This is a genomic window from Butyricimonas hominis (genome assembly GCF_014287455.1).
GTDB lineage: Bacteria > Bacteroidota > Bacteroidia > Bacteroidales > Marinifilaceae > Butyricimonas > Butyricimonas muris.
In genome coordinates, this window is the sequence record NZ_JACOOH010000004.1 from 329,173 (window position 1) to 349,632 (window position 20,460).

At 45.3% G+C, this 20,460-nt stretch carries 14 protein-coding genes; 2 read left to right on the forward strand and 12 right to left on the reverse strand.

Going from position 1 to position 20,460, the window contains the following annotated elements:
• Positions 1-179 precede the first annotated feature (179 nt).
• Positions 180-1,619, forward strand: coding sequence for a carbon starvation CstA family protein (locus H8S64_RS10500; RefSeq protein WP_186976019.1), 1,440 nt, complete (start codon positions 180-182; stop codon positions 1,617-1,619).
• A 98-nt stretch (positions 1,620-1,717) separates the two neighbouring features.
• Here the strand turns inward: H8S64_RS10500 and H8S64_RS10505 are convergent, their stop codons facing one another.
• From H8S64_RS10505 to H8S64_RS10530, 6 genes are all read right to left on the reverse strand, one after another.
• Positions 1,718-4,003, reverse strand: coding sequence for a TlpA family protein disulfide reductase (locus H8S64_RS10505; protein WP_186976020.1), 2,286 nt, complete (start codon positions 4,001-4,003; stop codon positions 1,718-1,720).
• A gap of 23 nt (positions 4,004-4,026) precedes the next feature.
• Positions 4,027-5,580, reverse strand: coding sequence for a PKD-like family lipoprotein (locus H8S64_RS10510; protein WP_186976021.1), 1,554 nt, complete (start codon positions 5,578-5,580; stop codon positions 4,027-4,029).
• An 11-nt stretch (positions 5,581-5,591) separates the two neighbouring features.
• On the reverse strand, positions 5,592-6,359 hold the full coding sequence (locus H8S64_RS10515; protein ID WP_186976022.1) for a DUF4843 domain-containing protein: 768 nt from the start codon (positions 6,357-6,359) through the stop codon (positions 5,592-5,594).
• A 9-nt stretch (positions 6,360-6,368) separates the two neighbouring features.
• Complete coding sequence (locus H8S64_RS10520; RefSeq protein WP_255469507.1) at positions 6,369-7,814, reverse strand: RagB/SusD family nutrient uptake outer membrane protein; 1,446 nt, start codon at positions 7,812-7,814, stop codon at positions 6,369-6,371.
• Positions 7,815-7,832: 18 nt separating this feature from the next.
• Complete coding sequence (locus H8S64_RS10525; protein WP_255469508.1) at positions 7,833-11,177, reverse strand: SusC/RagA family TonB-linked outer membrane protein; 3,345 nt, start codon at positions 11,175-11,177, stop codon at positions 7,833-7,835.
• 90 nt (positions 11,178-11,267) lie between these two features.
• Positions 11,268-12,440 (reverse strand): FecR family protein, encoded by a 1,173-nt coding sequence (locus H8S64_RS10530; RefSeq protein WP_186976023.1) that lies wholly within the window; start codon positions 12,438-12,440, stop codon positions 11,268-11,270.
• A 108-nt stretch (positions 12,441-12,548) separates the two neighbouring features.
• Between H8S64_RS10530 and H8S64_RS10535 the strand changes: the two genes are divergently transcribed.
• A complete protein-coding gene (locus H8S64_RS10535) occupies positions 12,549-13,100 on the forward strand; it encodes an RNA polymerase sigma factor (protein WP_186976024.1) in 552 nt (183 codons plus the stop codon).
• A gap of 77 nt (positions 13,101-13,177) precedes the next feature.
• On the opposite strand, the gene H8S64_RS10540 is transcribed toward H8S64_RS10535, so the two are convergent.
• From H8S64_RS10540 to H8S64_RS10565, 6 genes are all read right to left on the reverse strand, one after another.
• Entirely contained in the window at positions 13,178-14,401 is a 1,224-nt protein-coding gene (locus H8S64_RS10540; RefSeq protein WP_099291559.1) for a thioredoxin domain-containing protein, read from the reverse strand.
• Between the two features lie 25 nt (positions 14,402-14,426).
• Positions 14,427-14,924: an SRPBCC family protein gene (locus tag H8S64_RS10545; protein ID WP_099291558.1), complete on the reverse strand. Its 498-nt coding sequence runs from the start codon at positions 14,922-14,924 to the stop codon at positions 14,427-14,429.
• Positions 14,925-15,030: 106 nt separating this feature from the next.
• On the reverse strand, positions 15,031-16,209 hold the full coding sequence (locus H8S64_RS10550) for a TlpA disulfide reductase family protein (protein ID WP_099291557.1): 1,179 nt from the start codon (positions 16,207-16,209) through the stop codon (positions 15,031-15,033).
• Between the two features lie 36 nt (positions 16,210-16,245).
• Complete coding sequence (locus H8S64_RS10555) at positions 16,246-18,120, reverse strand: thioredoxin fold domain-containing protein (protein ID WP_186976025.1); 1,875 nt, start codon at positions 18,118-18,120, stop codon at positions 16,246-16,248.
• A 64-nt stretch (positions 18,121-18,184) separates the two neighbouring features.
• Positions 18,185-19,693 (reverse strand): PKD-like family lipoprotein, encoded by a 1,509-nt coding sequence (locus tag H8S64_RS10560; RefSeq protein ID WP_186976026.1) that lies wholly within the window; start codon positions 19,691-19,693, stop codon positions 18,185-18,187.
• 18 nt (positions 19,694-19,711) lie between these two features.
• The gene (locus H8S64_RS10565) at positions 19,712-20,452 is read right to left on the reverse strand and encodes a DUF4843 domain-containing protein (RefSeq protein WP_099291554.1); all 741 of its coding nucleotides are present in this window, start codon (positions 20,450-20,452) and stop codon (positions 19,712-19,714) included.
• Positions 20,453-20,460 lie beyond the last annotated feature (8 nt).

Genomic DNA, 20,460 nt, shown 5'->3' on the forward strand with positions numbered 1-20,460 from the left:
CGGATTATATCAATATCGTGTCCCAGGCCAGGCGATCAGATCTAGCGCACCTCAACTACCTTCAATGCCAGACTGGTCGCCATTTCTTTTTTACCCGTGCGTGCATTTTTTCCGTCTTTAAAGACTTACTTTTCAAACTCATTTTTATAACTTTGTGTTCGTGCAAAAATTTCAAGCAAATGCTAACATTTATTATTTCAATCGGATTACTAATCGTCGCTTATTTCACCTACGGGAAATTTGTTGAACGATTTTTCGGGGCATCATCCACTATCGCTACCCCAGTAAAACGTCTTGCAGACGGAGTGGATTACCATGAACTGAAGCCTTGGCGTATTTTCGTGATTCAGTTTTTAAATATTGCCGGATTGGGTCCCATCTTCGGGGCAATTCTCGGTGCCGCCTACGGTCCCATGGCTTACGTGTGGATCGTTGTCGGTTGTATATTCATGGGCGCCACTCATGACTATTTTTCCGGAATGCTATCTACCCGTCACGACGGGACCAGTCTGCCCGACATCGTGGGCAAATACCTCGGTAACGGGGTGCGCAAGTTCATGACGTTCTTCACGGGCTTTCTGTTGCTAGCCGTCGGGGTTTCTTTCGTGAACGGTCCGGCAGAACTATTAGGCAGCCTGACCAAGATGAGCATGACGCCTTGGTTATACATCATATTTGCTTATTATATTATAGCGACCTTATTACCAATCAATAAGATAATCGGTAAAATCTATCCGTTCATGGGTGCCGCCCTGATATTTATGGCTGTCAGCGTGGGAGCCTATTTGCTTTACGGCGGATTTAGCGGAGAACTTGTTTTGGAGAACCTGACTTTCGATTCCATGCGCAATATGCATGCCGATCCGCAACACAATATTCTTTTCCCGATGTTATTCATCGTGATTTCCTGTGGAGCCATTTCCGGTTTCCATGCCACGCAGTCGCCCATGATGGCACGCTGCATGACAGACGAGAAGTACGGGCGTCCGATTTTCTACGGGGCAATGATTTGCGAGGGTATCGTTGCCATGATCTGGGCCACGGCAGCCATGGCATTCTTCGGTGGAGCGGAAGGGCTGAACACGGCTGCAGCAGAAGGAGCAACCCCGGCAATTATCGTGAACCAGATATGTAACTCTTGGCTGGGACGCTTCGGAGCAATTATTGCCATCATCGGCGTGGTCGTTTGTCCCATCACTTCCGGCGACACGGCATTCCGAAGTATGCGATTGATTATCGCCGACGCCTTGAAATTTAACCAGAAACCGATTAAGAACCGCTTGATGGTATCCATTCCAATTTTCGCGGTCGCCTACCTGCTCTGCAACGTGGATTTCTCCACTATCTGGAAATACGTGGGAATAGGTAATCAAGTATTGGCAACCATCACCCTATGGACTGCCGCCACTTATCTGGCAAAGAAAGGCAAACCGCATTGGATGATGTCGCTTCCGGCAACATTCCTGAGTATCGTGTGCGCTACCTATTTTATGATTGCCCCCTACAAGGTCGGCGGATTATTTATCGCTCCCGCCATCAGCTACCCGGTAGGAATCGTGGTCGGACTCGGGTTATTCGTGCTATTTATTACGAAAGTAGCAAAGCATAAAACTACCTAAACACACCTAGAACAAGAGCGGGGAATTTGCAATGAAGCCGTGCGATAGAAGAGAAGCAATAATATCTCTCGTTATGCAAATCCCCCGACTCTAAAATTTTATCTCATCATCATGGATGTTTTGGGTTTACTTTCGTTTACCAATTCTTCCAATTTATCCATCAAGGCTTTTCCTCGCAAATTGGTTCCCACGATACGTCCCTCTTTATCCAACACCAAAATATAAGGTATTCCCGAGAATTGATACTGTTTCATCACGTCTTTCCCAGCTTGTGGAGCGCATACTTGTTCCCAAGGCATATTTTCCTCTACCAAGGCTTTTTTCCAAGCGGCATCGCTCTTGTCGATAGACACGCTGAAAAAAGCCACTCCTTTGTCCGCGTACTTCGCATAAGCCTCTTTCAAGTGAGGAATCTCACCCCGGCAAGGACCACACCATGAAGCCCAAAAATCCATGACGAGATATTTCCCTTTAAAATCTTGCGGACCTAAATTCCTTTTCCCGTCGGGAGTCGGACAAGAAAATTCAGGTGCCATTCCACCTTGTTTTATAAGCTCCTGTTGTGCACGAGCCGCTTTAAAATCTTTCACTGCCACGCTAGTCGGATATTTTGCCTCCAGTATTGCCAAGACTTTCTGAACTGTTTCGGTATACTCTTCTCCTCGCAATTTGGCAAGGACTGTTACCACGGCTTCCCGGTCTGCATATTCCTCTGCCCAATGCAGCAAACGTCCGGACATATCATGACTAACTACTTCTCTCAACCGTGTCATCAACTGTTGTTTTACAGAATCTGCAACTCCCGCCTGACTATATACCGGACGGGCAAAAGCTCCCGCTAACTGTATATTCCGGAAAGCCTCCCAATTCAATTTATCCAACACTTCATTGTTTTTTCCTCCGGCAACACGAATATACACCGGACGAATAACTTTAATTTTGGCATTCCCGAAACCGGGGAAATCAACCTGCACGTCTTCATCACCTGCCCAAAATTCAACCCGCTGTCCGCCCTGACACTCCAAAATATACACACCGGGTTGTTCCACCCTCATTTTCAATTCATAAGTCCCATCCGATTTTGCCTCACAAGAATCTATCGCTTGCTTGGAAAACCCTTCCTTCTTGAGGACTCTGATGATATTTCCTTTATCACTCAAAGCCGCAATCTTTCCGGTTATCACGATCGTGGGACGGTAATTCTTGTCATTCTTCTCCGGGTGTCTTAGCTTATCGGCAATTATCAAAAAAGAATTTTTGAATGACGCCGATTCCTTTGCATCCGGCTTCCGGTCACAAGCCATAGCAAACTGTTCCATCCACTTTGCCACCTCTTCACGCACGGTCATATCCTTGCATCCGACATTCACTCGTAACCCCCAATTATACACGACAAAAGTATTATCTTCACCCGCTTGCAAACGTTCATTTCCCAACTGCACGTACTCTTCCCAATCTCCCGCTTTCATGGCATAATTCATACGGGCATCACTGATAATCTGTCCTTTCCTATCTATATCCTTTTTCATCAAATCTCGGACATACTTCTCGAATCCTTTTTCATCGAATACTCCGATCCCGTCTTCTACCTTCCAGTATCGGTAAGCACCACCATTGTACAATTGGAATAATTTCTTTCCTACCTCTTTCTCCCCGTACAAATTAATAAACTCTTTCCGATTCTTGTACACGTATTTAGCCTCATCAGAATCGACATCCTTCACGTATTTTATAAACAAATCCCAATACTCCCGTTCTTTTAACTTGGTTTTATCCAACGTGTCAAAATAGTCCAAACAGATATCTGCCGATTTCTTTCCCTCCCCGGCAACATCCAGCACTTCCATGTACTCCTGTATAAAACCGGGCTGACGATTTCCTTCCGCATACATCTTATTCATTGAAGTATATCCGTTTCCTTCAATCGCCCGGACTGCTTCCCTTAACAGAATCTTCCCGTCCGGAGCCCCCACGATACGATGTGACATATTGCCGTCTTCATCCAAAAAAAGTAAAGTCGGGTACCCTGTCACCTTGTATCGTTTGTTCAATTCTTTCCCCTGAGCGGTTCCCATGTCCATCTTCACGTTGATAAAACGGGAATTAAAATATTCCCCAACTTCCGGCTTGGTAAATACTTCTTGTGCCAACCTTTTGCACGGTACACACCACACGGTATAGCAATCCATAAAAATCGGCTTACCGGTTTTCTTCGATTCGGCTAATGCCTCATTCCAAGAACCTTCAAAAAAACGTATACCCGTTTCTACTTCTGCTTTCGTTTGCACGGGCTGGGCAACTGTCATTTGAGCCCGAGAGTCTTTCACATCAGCCAATAACATCCCAATGATACTTACGATCGTAAGTAAATAACAATACTTCATATCCTTTTAATTTATAAATTAGTTTACTTTATTTTCCATCCCATGTCTTTCACTTTCCCGAAACCATAAAACGGTTTTTGAGTACTCAAATCCACCGCACCGCTGGAAGGATTCACTCTTAACTGGTACACCGTTCCTTTTCCTTCCTGTTCGTTATACGTGGCAATATACAACACTTCACAAGCATTAGGCGGAGTATTTGCCATCATCATCGAACCCTGATAATATTTCTGCAACCGGATACAAGTCACCTCATCCCCGTTCGGGTCTTCCCACACGGCATCACCGGTACTGTTCGTAGACTTATAATCGTACAGGTACACTTTACTACCGGCTGCATAATAGAGTATTTCACCCTTGTATCCGGCGGTCATAGAAGAAATCCCATCCGACAGTCCTTTACAATTTGCCATATCATACTTCCCGACGCCTATCATATTTTGAGTCATTATACTACAAAAATCGGCTGCCAGCAAATAGTAATGTTCTTGCCTGTCTTTCATGATCACGTATTCATAATGACTCCAACCGTAATCACTCATGACCAGTTCCAATCCCACATCATTACAATCGAACGCAATCCCCGCGCTCTGAATAGGCAAAGCGACAACCTCCGTCCGATTCGATTTTATACACATAAACTTCCGGTTCTCCTGATCATACACGACACCGCTATAACCGGAACTCATATTCGCGCACCATTTTGCCAGTTTTCCATACTCCCCGGTGCAAGGTACCCCGAAAAACAAATTCGTCCGGTCCGCCCCGCTCGTGGAAAAATTAACCGTGTGCATCTTCCCGTCATTCATTACTAATTCCCGTTTATTGTAAAAAGCGGTATAACAATCAGGAGCCTGTACAGAAGGAGTCGTCCAGAACATATCATTGAATGAATATAATTTACTGAAGGAAGAGGGTGCCACGCCAACCATATCTTTATCGGTCACCGCTATTACTGCCTGCGGATTCGTGGAAACGGAATACAGCAAACGAACAGGTTTACCGTCCAAAGGGACATCATTGAACGTCGAATATATATCCACCCATGTTTGTTCCCTAGTCACGTTCGGGGCTATCAGTTTATCCACGATCAAACCGACATCCGTTTTACCATCCCGTTCGTACAACACCATCCATCCCTCGCTCAACGCCGCATTCACTTTCAACCCGAATTTCATAAACTCCCGGGTATTCGTCTGTTTGTTCAGTACCGTGAACACCAATTCCCAGTTCCGCTCTTCCAACTCCACGGGAATCTTCAATTCAATCTGTTCGGCGACTGTATCCCGATCCGCGATCGGGGTTCCCATGCCCTGTTGATAAACTACCCAACTAAATTCCAACTCCGGGTATTGCGCCTCGGAACCATTCACCAGTTTTCCCTTGTAATACACCTTCAAAGGAATGTCCAGAACATCCATCCGGGCAATAGAATAGTCCGCTTGAATCAACCCGCCTGTCGAATCAATAACAATCTCGTCCAATTCCCGGTAATCGTAATTACCCTTGTCGTCGTAACACGCCCATAATCCCGTACAGGCAACAATCAGCGATATAATATATTTCAAAAAATTCATAGCCTTACACTTTAGAAAGTTATCGGTCCGTATTCATCCGATAGCGGACGATCCGGGTTCTCCGGGTTATTATTGTACTCCTCAACGGCAAGCCTGCATTTCGCCTGTAAATACTGGGCTTCAAAATAAGATATCTCGTAAGGTGGGGTAGGTGTACCTTGATAGATCACCCGAAGAATTACTTTTCCCGTCACCTTAATCATAAATTGATACTTCTTATGACTATACGTGCCAAAAAACTTCTTTAACGGCTGGTACGTTTCCGGATCGTCATCCCAATATTGAGGTTTTTCCTCCTTATCCTTGATATTCAATTTTAGAGAAGTATATTCCTTCGCTCCTGTTTCAAATCTTTCATTTTCCTTCAAGCCGAAAGAAAGAGAGAATATCTTATTCTTAAAATCTGACGTATTCTTCAAATATATCGGGAAACTTCCCCCGGTAGTCCCTGCCTTTAACACGTAAGACGGCAACACGTAATGCTCCCCGACAATCACTGTCGAGGCATCACCTCCCGTGGCTTCCAATTCAAACGTGTAATCCTCTTTCAACGGCACTCCCGCCAACTTCACGTAGAACATTACCGAGTCCAACTCCGTATTCAGCGGGCGGAACGCGTAATTGTATTCCGTACTATCCACTCTTCCTTCCAAAGATTCGGTTCCGAACCAAAGATTCAATGCACGCGACTCCTCATCAAACATCAGTTTGTCGTCTTCCTCGCAGGCACACAACACCAAAGCGATGATAACACCCAAATATATCATTTGTCTTTTCATAATACCTTCTTATTTATTGCTTACCCAACCCGGATTCTGTAACTCTGCTTTCGGCATCGGCAGTTTGTACACCCCCTGACCGATCACGTCCGCATCCGTCCCTTTGATCATCGGTAAATTCAACCGCTTGTAATGAAAAAATAATTGTCCTTCCCCGATTATTTCCTTCCGGAATTCAGACAACAGAACAGCATCAAAATCCGTCACATCAGCCTCTCCCAAGTCTGCAACGCCCCTGTGATGCCGTACTTCATTCAACGCTGCCAACACATCCCCGGATGTATAATGACGACACTCGGCAAGGATATAGTACATTTCCGACAAACGGAGCAACGGCATCTTGTTCCGGTAAGACGCCGGCCAAGCAGTAGTACCATTCCCTTCCAACTGATCGTATTTTTTGAGGTAGCGCAACGTATTACTCAACCCGGTGCCGGTTTTGAACTGGTACAAATAACGATAATCCTGAGCCGACTCGTAATACCCCAATAATGTTGACTCGCTCACCGCAAAAACAGAATTACTCCCGGAGAAATACTTCTCGGCACGACTTCCCAGCGTCACCACGTTCAAAGCAAACAAATGTTCCGTGGAAAAAGAAAGATCCGCCATTTTCTCGTCCGTCAAATTGGACTGTTTCACCCACTCGAACTTACCGGACTCGATGACCTCCGAGGCACAACTTGCAGCATTCGCGTAATCTTTCTTGTACAGGTACACCCGTGCCTGCAATCCTTTCACCGCGTAATAGTTCAAGTGAACCTGTCGATGAAGTAAATACCCGTTATCGTCGGTTTCCGTGACGGTCTTTCCCGTGTATATCGGGTCATTTTTCAAGTACTCCAATGAAGCTCCCAGATCCTCCAGCACCTTGCCGACAACCTCCTTCACCGTTCTCTGCGGGAAGGTTTCCGGCGTGTAAGCCGTCACGTAAGGAATTGCCATCTTATCCGGATTCTCCGCGTAGCTTGCCCCGAACAAACGTAACAAATCAAAATGCAGGAATGCACGCAAAGCCAAAGCCTCCCCTTTAATCACGTCATAATTCACACCCGAAAATACCGACTTTTTGCCGTCAATCTCTTCCAGCAGTTTATTGGCATTGGCAACCGCGTTATACAAACCGTTCCACACGGAATCAATCCGCACCTCCGGTTTCGTATTCTCGTATTTATAGTCCTTATCGGCAGTATAGTCTGTCGGCAGATTATCCCACTCCTGAGCCAACACGCCCAACATCCCGAAAGTCAACTCTTTGCCGTAAAGATATTCCTGTGTCATGATACTGTAGACACCCGCCAACGCTTCCTTGAACCCGCTCTCGGAAGAATACAGGTCCTTGTCCTTCACCTGTGATTTCGGCTCTACGTCCAACCAATCGTTACATGATGCGAACATCAGCAAAACCAAGCCGCAACACAGGTATTTTCCGTAATTATTTATTTTATTTCTCATAATCCTGTTCTGTTATCGTTAAAAAGTTGCCTGCAATCCCAAAGAATAAGTTCTGGCGAAAGGATACTCTAATCCTCTTTCGGCCTTTACCGAAGATACCCGAAACACATCCGTCATATAGAACGACATTTTCAAACGTTCCACGAACTTCGATATATGTAAATGCCGGAAATCATACGACACGTTCAACGAGGCAAGTGACAATTCGTTCAAACGCTCCACGAATCGGTCAGTCGGACGGGTTGTCGTCGGCGTATCGGAAATCTTTTTGAAGAAAGTGACATCACCGGCTTCTTTCCATGTTCCCGTGAATACCCGCTTGTCCACGTTATACTGTATATCCACGTTCTCCACCCGGTCTACCAGAGTCTGGTTGTAATAATCACCCCCCAACTTGTAACTGAAAGAGCAATTCAATGAAATTCCCATGTATTCGGCGTTAAACCCGAAATTACCCTGCATCTTCGGATTGGACTCGCCACACACCACTTGATCATTGATATTCCACACGTAAGTCTTCTTCCCGTTACGGTCTAAAAACATCTCGCTACCAGTTGCCGGATCAATCCCTAGCGAGCGTACCGCCCAGATAGCACTCGTGGATTGCCCCTCTTCAAAACGGGTATACGGTTTCGAGGGATTCACGTCGTCATCATCCTGTGCCTCGTTCGATTTCGTCAAGGCGTCAGAGATTTTCACGATCTTATTCTTGTTGGAAGAAACCGAACCGAAAACCGTGAAATAGGAATCCTTCTCTATATTATTGTATAACTTCCAACTCAACGTGGCATCAAATCCCCTGTTCTGCACCTCTCCCAGATTTTCCTTGAACGTACTGAATCCCGTAGAACCCGACAAATCAAAATCCACCAGCAGATTATCCGTGTTACTGATATAATAATCGAAACGTAACGTCAACCCGTCCAATAAACGGGCATCGAAACCGATATTGATGTCCCTTGTCTGTTGCCATTTCAACTTATCGTTTGCCATACCCATCAAATACGCGCCCACGATATTATCATACTCGGCACTCGTGAAATACTTGTATGTAGCCATCGCTTGATAAGGGTTGAAATTCTGACTTCCGGTATATCCTATTGAAGCCCGTAATTTCAGTTGATTCAGCCATTCCTGATTGCTTAGAAAACTCTCGTAGTGCATATTCCAGCCGATACCGGCAGACCAGAAACTCCCCCAACGATTGTCAGCCCCGTACACCGAAGAACCGCTCAGACGATAGGAAAGATCCGCCAGATACCGGTTATCATAGGAATAATTGACGGCTCCCACCACACCGATTTCCCGGGTTGTGGCATCATCTCCCGTCGGGGTACCGTTCTCCGCGTACTGCTTGGCAAAAGCGATATGATCTACTTTATCGTTCAAAAATCCCCATGCCTCCATACCGTGGTAATCATAACTATCCTGCTGTATATTCCAGTTCAGGTTGGCAAACAGTAAATGTTTGTCCCACTGCTTGGAATAATTAAATGTCGCATCAATCTTCAATGTCTTGTTCGTTCCGTCTTTGATATAATAAGACCCCCGTTTAAAATAATCATCCCCCGTCCAATCGGCAAACTTCGTGTGATTACCCGGGTAAAAATCTTCCCGGCTATCCTGTTTTTGCGTGTAACCGAAACGACCGATAAACTTCAAATCCGAGAACATCTGCCACTCGACGTAAAAATTATCGGTCACTTCCGTGTACTTCGAGAAATTCTTCGTCCCGAGGGTAGTATTATACAAGGGATTGTAATACACCATTGCCGTTTGCCAATCTCTCGGTTGGAATTGTCCCAGCACCCGCTTCAGATTCCCGTTCTCGTCACGAGGGCTCCAGTAAGGATTCAATTTCGTGTACTCGGAAAAACTACCATAAGGCGAATCGTTCGCTTTATTGAAAGTAACGCTCAACACGTTCCGGAATAACAAACTTTTGTAACGATACGACAACGTGATCGCCCCTGCCACGTTCTCCCTATCGGAACCTTTCATGACTCCCGCGACCTTGTTGTAAGATACGTCAACCCCGTAACGCAGATAATCATCTCCCCCTTCCAGATACAAGGAATGTTTGTGTCCCACGCCTGTCCGCAACGGCTTTGCCAACCAATAGGTATTGACACCCCGGGCGATATCTTTTTGTATCTGATTGTATTGCTCCATCCGGAATTGAGTATCTTCCGGGTAATAAGCCGTGTAACGTCCGGCATCCAGTTCTACCTGCAATTTCTCCCTCGCGTTACACAAATCATAACTCGTCAGATCCGGTCCCGTGATATTCAGGTCCCCGGAATAAGTCACTTTCAACATTCCCTTTTCCGGCTGTATCGTTTCGATTACGACCACCCCGTTAGCGGCACGCGAACCGTAAATAGCTTTGGCTGCCGCGTCTTTCAAAAGCGTAACCGAAGCCACCCGGTTCATGTCAAGGTCAAACACTTTCTCCGTGGTCGCTTCAAAACCATCCAAAATGAAAAGAGGCTGATTCGGGTTGGAACTGTAATCACCTTTCACGTTCGGTAAACTGGAAGCCCCCCGAATCTGAATATCCGGCATACGGTTCGGGTCGGAACCGAAATCCACGCTCTCCGTCACGATGAACGAAGGGTCCATGTTCTTTAAACTTTGCAAGATATTCTGATTCCCCAAGCGCTTTAAATCCGCTTGCTTGAAAGTCGTGGCAGCACCCGTGAAACTCTCCGCTTTACGGGTAAAGATACCCGTAACCACCACTTGTTCCATCTCCATCACGTCGGGTTCCATCGTCACGTTCAATTCCTTCTCACCCCGGTAAGTAACTTCTTTCGTCTGCATCCCGACAAACGAGAAAACCAAAACAATATCCCCGTCCGACGACACGGGCAGCTTATACTTCCCGTCCACATCCGTGGCACATCCCAACGTAGTCCCCTTTACAACAACCGTCACCCCCGGCAACGGTTCTCCCCGCTCATCCTTCACCGTCCCGGAAATCATACGCGGCTCCACGCGAGTAACGCTACTTTTCGTACTTTTTTTAACAACATACACGCCATCCACTTTCGAGAACTCGAATCCCGTTCCTTCCAGAATCTTCCCGAGAGCCACATCAACAGGAACGTTCACCAGATTCAATTCTTTACACTTCTGATCGCCCAAGAGTTGCCGGTTGAAAAGAATCTCAACCCCGGTCTGATCCTTGAATTTGATCAAAACATTATTCAGGCTTTCAGCTTTAGTGCTAAAGGTTACCACACGAGTCGAATCCTCCGTTGCCGCGTGAGCCAACGAAACGAAAAACAACAAGTGCAACACCAACAACATTTTTCGTGAAAATACAGACTGAATATGCCTGTCAGGTGTCTTTTTTTTCATACATTTGTTTTATTAATTCGTTAATATTAATGAATCAGTGGAGAATGTCATCTAAAGTTTGCCGACTACAGAATGCATTCTCTACTTTTTTTACTTCCTTATCACTTTTATCGTGTCACTTTCAATCGTGAACTTCACTTCAACCCCTTCCTCGAAAAGTCGTAACATGGTTTCAATCTTCCCGTAACGACTGAGAGTCCCCGAAAAGACCAATTCTTTCAGAGCCGGATCGGTGAAAACAATCTTCACGTTATACCATCTTTCCAGTTCCCGTGCAATCTCTTCCAGCGTCTCGTTTTCAAAACTGAAACGTTTATCCCGCCACGCGATCTCGTTATACACTTTCACTTCTCTGATTTCCGGCGTTTCGGAACCTTCCGCCAGACTCAACCGGTAACCCGGTTTAAGTTTCAATTCCGCAATTCGATCACTGCTGAACCCGATTACACCTTCGACCAAAGTCGCTTTCAATTGCCCGTCGTCCCGGTAACGCTTGACATTAAACTCCGTACCGTACACCTTCACGTTACCCAAATCCGTCTCCACGATAAAAGGCTTACGCTCATCCTTGGTAACGGCAAAATATGCCTCCCCCGATAAATACACGCGTCTTTCATCTCCCGCGAACACGGTCGGAATCTTCAACTCCGTATCGGAGTTCAACCAAACCATTGTCCCATCACTCAATTCTACCTGATACTCACCACCCTTCGGGATCATAATCGTGTTATACGTTACTTCCGATTTTTGAAGACCACTATACTTGATAACGCCCGCGTCTTTCTGTACCTCAATCCCGTCCACCTTATACAACATCGTATCCGCCAACATCTCCACATCCACCTTTTTCCCGTCAGCCAAAAGAATAATCGCCTTATTCCCACCGGGTACCCATTCTTTATTCACATTAGCCAACCGATCCGGCTGCTTCTCTCCTTTATTCAAGAACAAAATACCTCCGCCAACAGCCAACAAGATGAATAAACAAGCGACAAAACGATACACGTACCGGACGATCTTCTTTCGCCTCGAATCCCGTTCTTTCCGTACATGCTCGTCAAATCCCGCGATCATCACGGATATATCCGTATCCAACTCACACGTCGTTTCGTCAGCCGACCAAACCCGACGAATACGCTCGTAATACTCCTTATGCCGTTCGTCCCTCGTCAACCATTCTTGAAACATTGCCTCCTCCGCGGGCGACAACGTCCGGCGAACTTTTCGCAACAAGATATCCCAACTAATATGATTTTTCTCCATAATTTTCAATCCAATCATTCGGTTTTGTCTATAATTAACACGAGATCAAAAAACGGATGACATGATTGAGGAAAAAAATTTATCTTTGTCAAAAATATTCTATATCGGATGGACGAATTCTCGAAAAAGGATGAATTGGGCTCCCGAATAAAAAAGCGGGATGTAAAGGCTTTTCATGAATTATACCGGACTTCATTCCGTCCTCTGCAACATTATGCCATGCGTTATCTTTATGACTGGAAAGAAGCAGAGGATATAGTACAGGAAGCCTTTCTCTCCTTGTGGTCACACCCGGAAAGGTACGATGAAAAGCAGTCCGTTTCATATTACCTGCTCGGAATCGTGAAAAACAAATGCATGAATTATTTGAGGAACCTCGACATTCAATATAAACATCAGGACAAAATCATCGAGGCAATGTTATTCTCAAATATTGAAGACCCGGAAATCGATGAAGATATTCACGAGCGACTCAACCGTATACTGGAATTATTGCCGGACAAACAACGCGAAGTCGTGTTATTGCACATCGTGGAAAAGAAGAAAATCAAAGAAATAGCGGAACAAATGGATATTGCCGAAACCACGGTAAAAACTCACTTCAAACGTGCCATGACAATCCTAAGGAACAATCTTAAATTCATTTTATTCGGGATATAAACATCATGCTGAACGCAACAAAAGACCTTGCGTTCAGCATGACACAAACAATAAAACGGACTTTCGAAACCTGTCAATCAGTTCATCCGAATAGCCCTTACAGCTTTTCCCCCGCTTCTTTTCTCCCCTTCTTTGTTATATTTTTCTTCTTCCATTTTGGCTTTGTCCGCACCTAAAGTATCGCCGTTTTTAGTCAACAGGCGGGCTTTGGAGTTCATCAAGTTAGCCTTGGCGAAATAGTCATTCGTCCGGGCACATCGAGCATCAAGCCAATCAATACCTTCCTGCACAAGGGCTTTGTCGTCACAACCGGTCAAAGCCTCGATATTGTTCTGGAAATACATCTGATCTTCCCCGCCACGGAACACGTTGTACTTGAAGGCTTCCCGCATACTGTTCAACATTCCCCGGTAATCACCCTTTCTTATATATTCGGCAGTAAATAAAGTTGCCAAAGAACCCGGCACGAAAGCATAATCCAATGACTGGAGAAGTTTGACCAATTCGGTATTTCTCGCCTCATCAAAATCCCCGTTACCCGGACGCCAATACGCGATCTCCGACACGGCTCCTTTTATTGCCATTTCCAATTTATAATCCACCACCTCTTTACCGGCAACTTCATAGAAACGACCGATATTAGCCATCACCTGCCGCAAAGGTTTTGACAACGGATCACTCACGTTCTTCTTGATCAAATCCCAGTTTTCCTTGGTCACGATCTCGTCGTCCGACAAAGCATTCAAGTATTCCGCGGCAACGGCACCCTGTTTTTCCTGCATATAGGCAGACGCCAACGCGTTCAGATAACGACTCAACAGATCAACACTTCTCTCTCCCGCATCATAACGCATTGTCAACCCGCTCAAGTTATTCCGTGGATCATTGGCAATCTTTCCGCCCTCCATCAACCACTCGGCAGAACCGGCGCCAACCATCTTATGCACCACTTGTCGCGTGTTCGGGTCCACGAAAACCAAAGTCGGAAACGCCTTCACGTCAAAGGTGTTTTTCAGTATCACACCGTCGGCATCTTTCTCCATGTCATACTTCACGTTCACAAAATCCCGGTTAAATTGATTTCCCACGTCCTCACGGGTGAAAACATTGGCCGAAAGCATTTTACAAGGTCCGCACCATGAAGTGTAACAATCAATAAAAATCAACTTCTTCTCTTTCTTTGCTTTCTTCAGAATCTTTTTCCATTCCTTGGTTTGTTCGAAACGGATTCCCTGTTCCTGTGCCCGGGCACCCAGAACAATCGCGGTCAACAAAATGACTATCACGTACAATCTCTTCATTACATACAATATTAATTAGACATCCTTATGATTTAAACTTCTTTTTCAAACCGGAAACGATATCGTCAAACTCCTTCGTGATACCTTCTTTAAATTCCGGGCTAAGTTCGTCAAACCCGAAGAAAACCGAAAGTACTACCTCACATTTTCCATCTCCCTTGGGATAAATGTCAAACGCGTACACCCATTGTTTTTCCCCGGCATAGTCGGATTTCGTCACGAAATAACAGATTTTGAAATTGTCATAGTCAATCACGCTGATGTGTTGACTTCTTTTCTTTCCGGCTTTCGTTTCCAATTCAATTTTGGCATTCAATGCCTTTTCCTCGCAGGTAAAAGTCTTCACTCCCGAGAATTTCCTGTAATTACCCGGTTCGGACATATAGTCCCATACCTTTTGCGCGGAAGCCTTCAAAACGACTTTCTTCTCCACCGCCGGCGGGATTCTTTTAGCCGCAGTCATTTGCGCGGAGGCGATGCCTGCCGTGCAAAGTATCATCATTAAGCACAAAAACTTTTTCATCTCTCGTTTTTTTATAGAGTTGAGGAATACCGTACGGTTGCTGTGTCGATCGAAAAGAAGCATAATATCTCTCGTTATACATGTATCCCTCAAACTCTTGTATTATTTACATGCCCATTGCCGGCATGGCAACACTCTTTTTCTTCCCGCTAACCAATTCCGCCAACTTGTCGGTCAAGGCTTTTCCCCTCAAATTCTTCGCCACGATACGCCCTTCCTTATCGATAACCAAGATATAAGGGATTCCCGAGAACTGATACTGTTTCATCACGTCTTTCCCGGCTTTCGGGGCACACACTTGCGCCCACGGCATATTCTCCTCTTTCATTGCCTTTCTCCAAGCGGCATCATCCTTGTCAATCGACACGCTGAAGAATACAACACCCTTGTTACTGTATTCCTTGTAAGCCTCTTTCAAATGAGGGATTTCCGCGCGACACGGACCACACCAAGAAGCCCAGAAGTCCAACACGAGGATTTTGCCCTTGAAGTCCTGCGGTCCCAGTTGTTTCTTTCCGTCGGGCGTAGGGAACGAAAATTCCGGAGCCATTTTCCCTTCAGCCAAACGCTCCTTCTGTGCTTTCGCCTCGGCTCTATCCGCCTTGAATCTAAGCAGGGGCGCGTAATTCGGGTTCACTTTTTCCAAACGGGCAAGCACCTGTTCTACCAATGCCTCGTCTTCCTCGCCACGCAACGCGGGCAGTACCGCCAACACGCTATTCCGGTCGGCATAATGCTCCGCGAGGAATCTTGCACGGGCACGGGACTCGTCACCCAACATATCGTAAAACTTCCCGGACACTTCCTGTTTTGCCGCATCGTCAATCCCGGGGATGCGATAAACTCCTTGAGAAATCCCGATCATCAACTGGTACCCCCGGTAACCGTCCCAGTTCATGAGATTCATCACCTCGTTGTTAGGTCCCCCGTTAATATACACGTAAGGGGGATTTTTGATTTTAATTCTAGCGGTATCCTCCCCGCGGAAATTAATTTCCAAATCTTCGTCCTCTGCCCAAAACGACACGGACTGCCATTTCTGGCAATCCAAGGTGTAAACCCCCGGTTTGTCCACTTTCATTTTAAACTCGTACGTGCCGTCAGCGTTCACTTTACATGAATCAAGAACCGTCTTGTCAAAGCCTTGACGTTCCACGATTTCCATGTTAAAACGGTTGTACGGGAATTTCACTTTTCCCTTGATCGTTATCGTCTTTTGGGCGAAAACAGAACTTGTAAGCATCACCATACAAGCCACAAACATTACACTTAAAAATTTCCTCATACTATTATTATTAAATCCATTAAAATTCAACGCGACTTATTTTAATTCAGCCGCCAATTTCTCGAAATAGGTACGATACGACATCATACCCGCTTTTCCCTCGGCTTCTTTTTTTGCCGATTCGGCGGCGGCATTCTCGAACCAACGGGCTGCACGTGCCCTCAACTCCTTGTCTTTGCAGTTCTTGGTTATCCTTAGCCCCCAGTTATACAATAACAAATCCGAAACCTTGCCATTTTTCAACAGTGCGTCACCCTCAGTCACGTAAGTTTTCCAGTCCCCGGTCTTCTCGGCATTATTCATTCTCGCGTTCGCCGCGATGTCTTCCCAACCGTCAACTTTCGCCTTTTTCATCCGCTTCACGTAACGCTCAAAACCTTTCTTATCCAACACCTTTGCGCCCTCTTTTTCCTGCACGAACCGATTCGCCCCGGTTGCCCACACGGATTGTATCTTACGATTCACTTGTTGTTCCCCGTAAAGTGAAACGAGATGTTCCCGGTTCGCGTATACATACCGGAACAAATCACTATCCACATCATTCACGTACCGGACAAAGATATCCCAATACTTTTTCTCGTTCAATTTCTCCCGGTCGAGCGTGGCGAAATACTCCAACGTCACCTTCTGTGCGTCCTCTCCCAAGTTAGCCATCCCGAGCACTTCCAGATAAGAAGTTATAAACTCCGGCTCCCGGTTTCCATCGGCATACTCGTTTTGCATATAACTTAATCCTTTACCTTCCAACACGAGTTTCCCTTGCCTGATTAATTCATCCGCACCCAATCCTCCTACCACGCAATGTACTATTTCCCCGTCACCATGAATAAAATTCAACGTGGGATAAGCTCTCACGCCATAACGCTTGCTCAATTCTTTCCCCTCGCCCTTTTCCATGTCCACCTTCACGTTAATAAACTTCTCGTTGAACAAAGCGGCAACATCAGGATCGACAAAGGTCGTTTGAGCCATTTGTTTACAAGGTCCGCACCAAGAGGTATAGCAATCCATAAATATCAATTTATTCTCTTGTTTTGCCTTTGCCAGAATCTCGTTCCAGCTCCCGGCGGTAAATTCTATCCCCTGTGCTTTTTTCAAAGCCTCCTGCCCGTACCCGATAAAAGGTTCCGCTTCGGTGTAACCACCTGCCAAATACACGAGCTTACCATCCCCGTTCACGAAAACAAAAGCGGGATACCCCGATGTCCCGTATTTCTGTGCCAATTCCTTCTCTTTACCGAAATCCAACTTCAGATTGATAAAATTCTCGTTGTAAAAATCAGCCACTTTATCCAACGAGAAGATATTTTTCACCATCATCACGCACGGTTGGCAGTAATCGGTATAAGCATCGATAAAAATCAACTTCTTTTCCTTCTTCGCCTTCACCAACGCCTCCTTGAACCCGATTTCCTCGAATAGAATAGAACGTTTGTTACTTCTCTTTACTTCCGCTTCTTTCACCGCCTTTTGTCCCTTTACCAAAAAAACTTCCGGTTTCTGTGCTAAAATAAAAGGACTGACGACACCCAGAATATCCCCGTCCGGCATAAAGAAACCGTAAGTGGGGTACATATTCATCACCAGCTTCGGGGCAAATGCCTTCCCCGCCTCCGTTCCCATATCTATATGAATGGCCACGATATTCCGGTTACAGAAATCCATAATCCCCGGCACGGAGAACAATTTCCGCTCCGCCTCATCCCGTTTCTTCCGGTCTTCGGGAGTACGAGCCTTCATCATCGCGTCGACCAACACGATTTTGCCCTCCTTTTGAGCCAACTCCGCGGCTTGTTCCCACGTCAGATCCTTGAATACCGATTTATACTTCTGTGCTTTCACCGACAATCCAAACATCACTAACAGGAGAACAACACTCAACCACGTTCCGATTCTACTATTCTTTTTCATGGATAATTCTTTTTGAGGCTGTCTGAAAGATTCTTTTCAAACAACCTCATTTCTCTATACTTATTTATTCTTTGTACAATATATCAACGATCTTGCCGAAACCGCCATAAGGTTTATCGGTTCCGTCCACGATCGCACCCGTCAATTCATTGAATCCTACCAAGTAGATTTTTCCTTCTCCGCTACCTGTCAACGTCGAAACGATCAACAGTTTCCCGTCTTGAGCATGTCCGGAGTTTTTAAATACTTTAATCCCGGTAATTGTTTCCCCGGTAAACGAGTGAACGACAGTTCCCGCGTTTGTCGAAGCATATTTATACTGGCACAAGTCACTACCGGAAGAATAGAAACACACGTTTCCTTGATTTCCGAAAGCGTAATAAGAATCCCCGTTTATTCCTTCACAGTTATCCATCGCGTATTTCTTCACCGGCGAGGCTTCCGTTCCGGAGAAATCCATCACGTACAATGCGTACTCGGATGTTTGCGTGTCGTAAAAAACAGCATAAGTGTAAGAATTGAAACCGTTATCCATAAACTTCAACTCTTTGGAAGCACCGATATCATCCAGATCGAACTCACCGCTTGCGGTAGATTCAAACTCACCCACCTGTGAACCGAATATATTTATAGGGGCAAAACGTTTGTTTTTCTTGTCGAAAATCACGGTTGAGAATGTACTGGTAGATATACGCGGCAAATAAGGAGCCGCTTCATAATCCCCGTTCAACCGGTCGCCAAAGGTTGTCACCCCCATAGACGTGTGATCCCAAACGTAAACCAATCCGTTATTGATAAGCATCTCTATCGGGCGACTTGTTACCATAAAAGCCCCGGGATCGGGAGTTATACTCATCGGGAAAGAGAACCACGACGGATAATCACTCGACATGATCTCGTATGTATCAATATCCAAGGTTACACCTCCGGTTTCAGTAAAGAAATAAAGTGCTTTATTATCCGTTGCTGCATCAACAGAAACAAATCCCAGAAATTTCCCATCCGTTATTTCCAGATCATTAACACCGGAATAGACATGATAATAAGTCTGTTCGTCCGATTCCAAGATATCCGGCAATAACTTGGCAGACTTTATCAAATGCAAATCATAGATACCGTTATTCTCATCCATCACGCACAACCCGCGGGAAACGAGAGTTTCAACATTCAACTTTAACGTGAAAGCCTCTTGAATATTCTGAAGATGGTCGGTCACCGTCAAGGTCAGGTAATACGCGCCCGGTATCTCGTAAATAATCGTATCGAACACCGCTTTCGTGTACAACACGACTGCCGAATCATATTTAGTCACATCTTCATCCTTCTGGGGGACTTGCGGGTAAATTTTCCACTCGTACGACAGATCTTCCTTGTTCCCCGCATATTTCACATCCACGGGTACTTTAAAATTCTCGAACTGATACGCCGTTTGTTGTGCCTTAATACCTGTCGTGTCGATCTGCAACGACGTTAATTCCTTGTAATCATAATTACCCTTGTCATCATAGCAATTACATAAACTGAAGATGGCAACCAGTAAAAAAATGATCTGTATTATAAATCTCTTGTTCATAAAATCATCGTTTAATTGTTAATCCGGGAATGTTACTCGATCTCCTGTTTTAGGATCTACCAGAGGTCCGTTCTCAGCTTCATATTCTGCCAATTTTTCTTTCAAGATTCTCTTCGCCGGCGAGAATTTCGCATCATTACCCATGAATCCCATCAGATTCCAAGCTGAAAAATCCCAAACACCTAACTGCTCGTAAACGAACAAGTATTTAGTTTGATTACACTCCCCGAAATAATCACTCACTTTATTCATAAACCAATTTTCACCACCTACCCACTCTTCCGGAATGTCATCCGAAACCGTGATAAAAAGTGTTGTCCGAAGTCCCGCTTTCAAATCATCGGAATCCACGAGTTCAACCAAGAAAGATTTAGCCCCGTCCTCCAGCAAATCACTTGAACGCAAGACTTTCAACGGTATTTTTACGGAAACCTCGTTTTTAGGCAGCACAAGCCGGTCTTGTATCTCGTAATTAGTCCCGGCAACAGCTCCATTCTCGCTCGTGATCTTCAGCCCGATTGTCCGGTCGTAATTTTTAGCATACCCCATCAACAATATCTCAAGGTCAATGTCGGTATATTCATCCAGCACGAAGCCATAAACGACATCAATCGTGTCCCTTTGTAACCCCATACTCGTGTAATTAAAATTCACTCGCTCCACATCATTGTAATACGGGATTTTTTCTTTCTCGCAGGCAGTCAACACAAAGGTCAAACATACCGGAAGCCATAAAAAATATCTTATCATGAATTTCATAATCTCTG

What these genes read in the sequence shown, in the direction of transcription:
- H8S64_RS10500 (WP_186976019.1), top strand. Translation starts at nt 180, where the DNA reads ATGCTAACATTTATTATTTCAATCGGATTACTAATCGTCGCTTATTTC.
- H8S64_RS10505 (WP_186976020.1), bottom strand. Translation starts at nt 4,003, where the DNA reads ATGAAGTATTGTTATTTACTTACGATCGTAAGTATCATTGGGATGTTA.
- H8S64_RS10510 (WP_186976021.1), bottom strand. Translation starts at nt 5,580, where the DNA reads ATGAATTTTTTGAAATATATTATATCGCTGATTGTTGCCTGTACGGGA.
- H8S64_RS10515 (WP_186976022.1), bottom strand. Translation starts at nt 6,359, where the DNA reads ATGAAAAGACAAATGATATATTTGGGTGTTATCATCGCTTTGGTGTTG.
- H8S64_RS10520 (WP_255469507.1), bottom strand. Translation starts at nt 7,814, where the DNA reads ATGAGAAATAAAATAAATAATTACGGAAAATACCTGTGTTGCGGCTTG.
- H8S64_RS10525 (WP_255469508.1), bottom strand. Translation starts at nt 11,177, where the DNA reads ATGAAAAAAAAGACACCTGACAGGCATATTCAGTCTGTATTTTCACGA.
- H8S64_RS10530 (WP_186976023.1), bottom strand. Translation starts at nt 12,440, where the DNA reads ATGGAGAAAAATCATATTAGTTGGGATATCTTGTTGCGAAAAGTTCGC.
- H8S64_RS10535 (WP_186976024.1), top strand. Translation starts at nt 12,549, where the DNA reads ATGGACGAATTCTCGAAAAAGGATGAATTGGGCTCCCGAATAAAAAAG.
- H8S64_RS10540 (WP_099291559.1), bottom strand. Translation starts at nt 14,401, where the DNA reads ATGAAGAGATTGTACGTGATAGTCATTTTGTTGACCGCGATTGTTCTG.
- H8S64_RS10545 (WP_099291558.1), bottom strand. Translation starts at nt 14,924, where the DNA reads ATGAAAAAGTTTTTGTGCTTAATGATGATACTTTGCACGGCAGGCATC.
- H8S64_RS10550 (WP_099291557.1), bottom strand. Translation starts at nt 16,209, where the DNA reads ATGAGGAAATTTTTAAGTGTAATGTTTGTGGCTTGTATGGTGATGCTT.
- H8S64_RS10555 (WP_186976025.1), bottom strand. Translation starts at nt 18,120, where the DNA reads ATGAAAAAGAATAGTAGAATCGGAACGTGGTTGAGTGTTGTTCTCCTG.
- H8S64_RS10560 (WP_186976026.1), bottom strand. Translation starts at nt 19,693, where the DNA reads ATGAACAAGAGATTTATAATACAGATCATTTTTTTACTGGTTGCCATC.
- H8S64_RS10565 (WP_099291554.1), bottom strand. Translation starts at nt 20,452, where the DNA reads ATGAAATTCATGATAAGATATTTTTTATGGCTTCCGGTATGTTTGACC.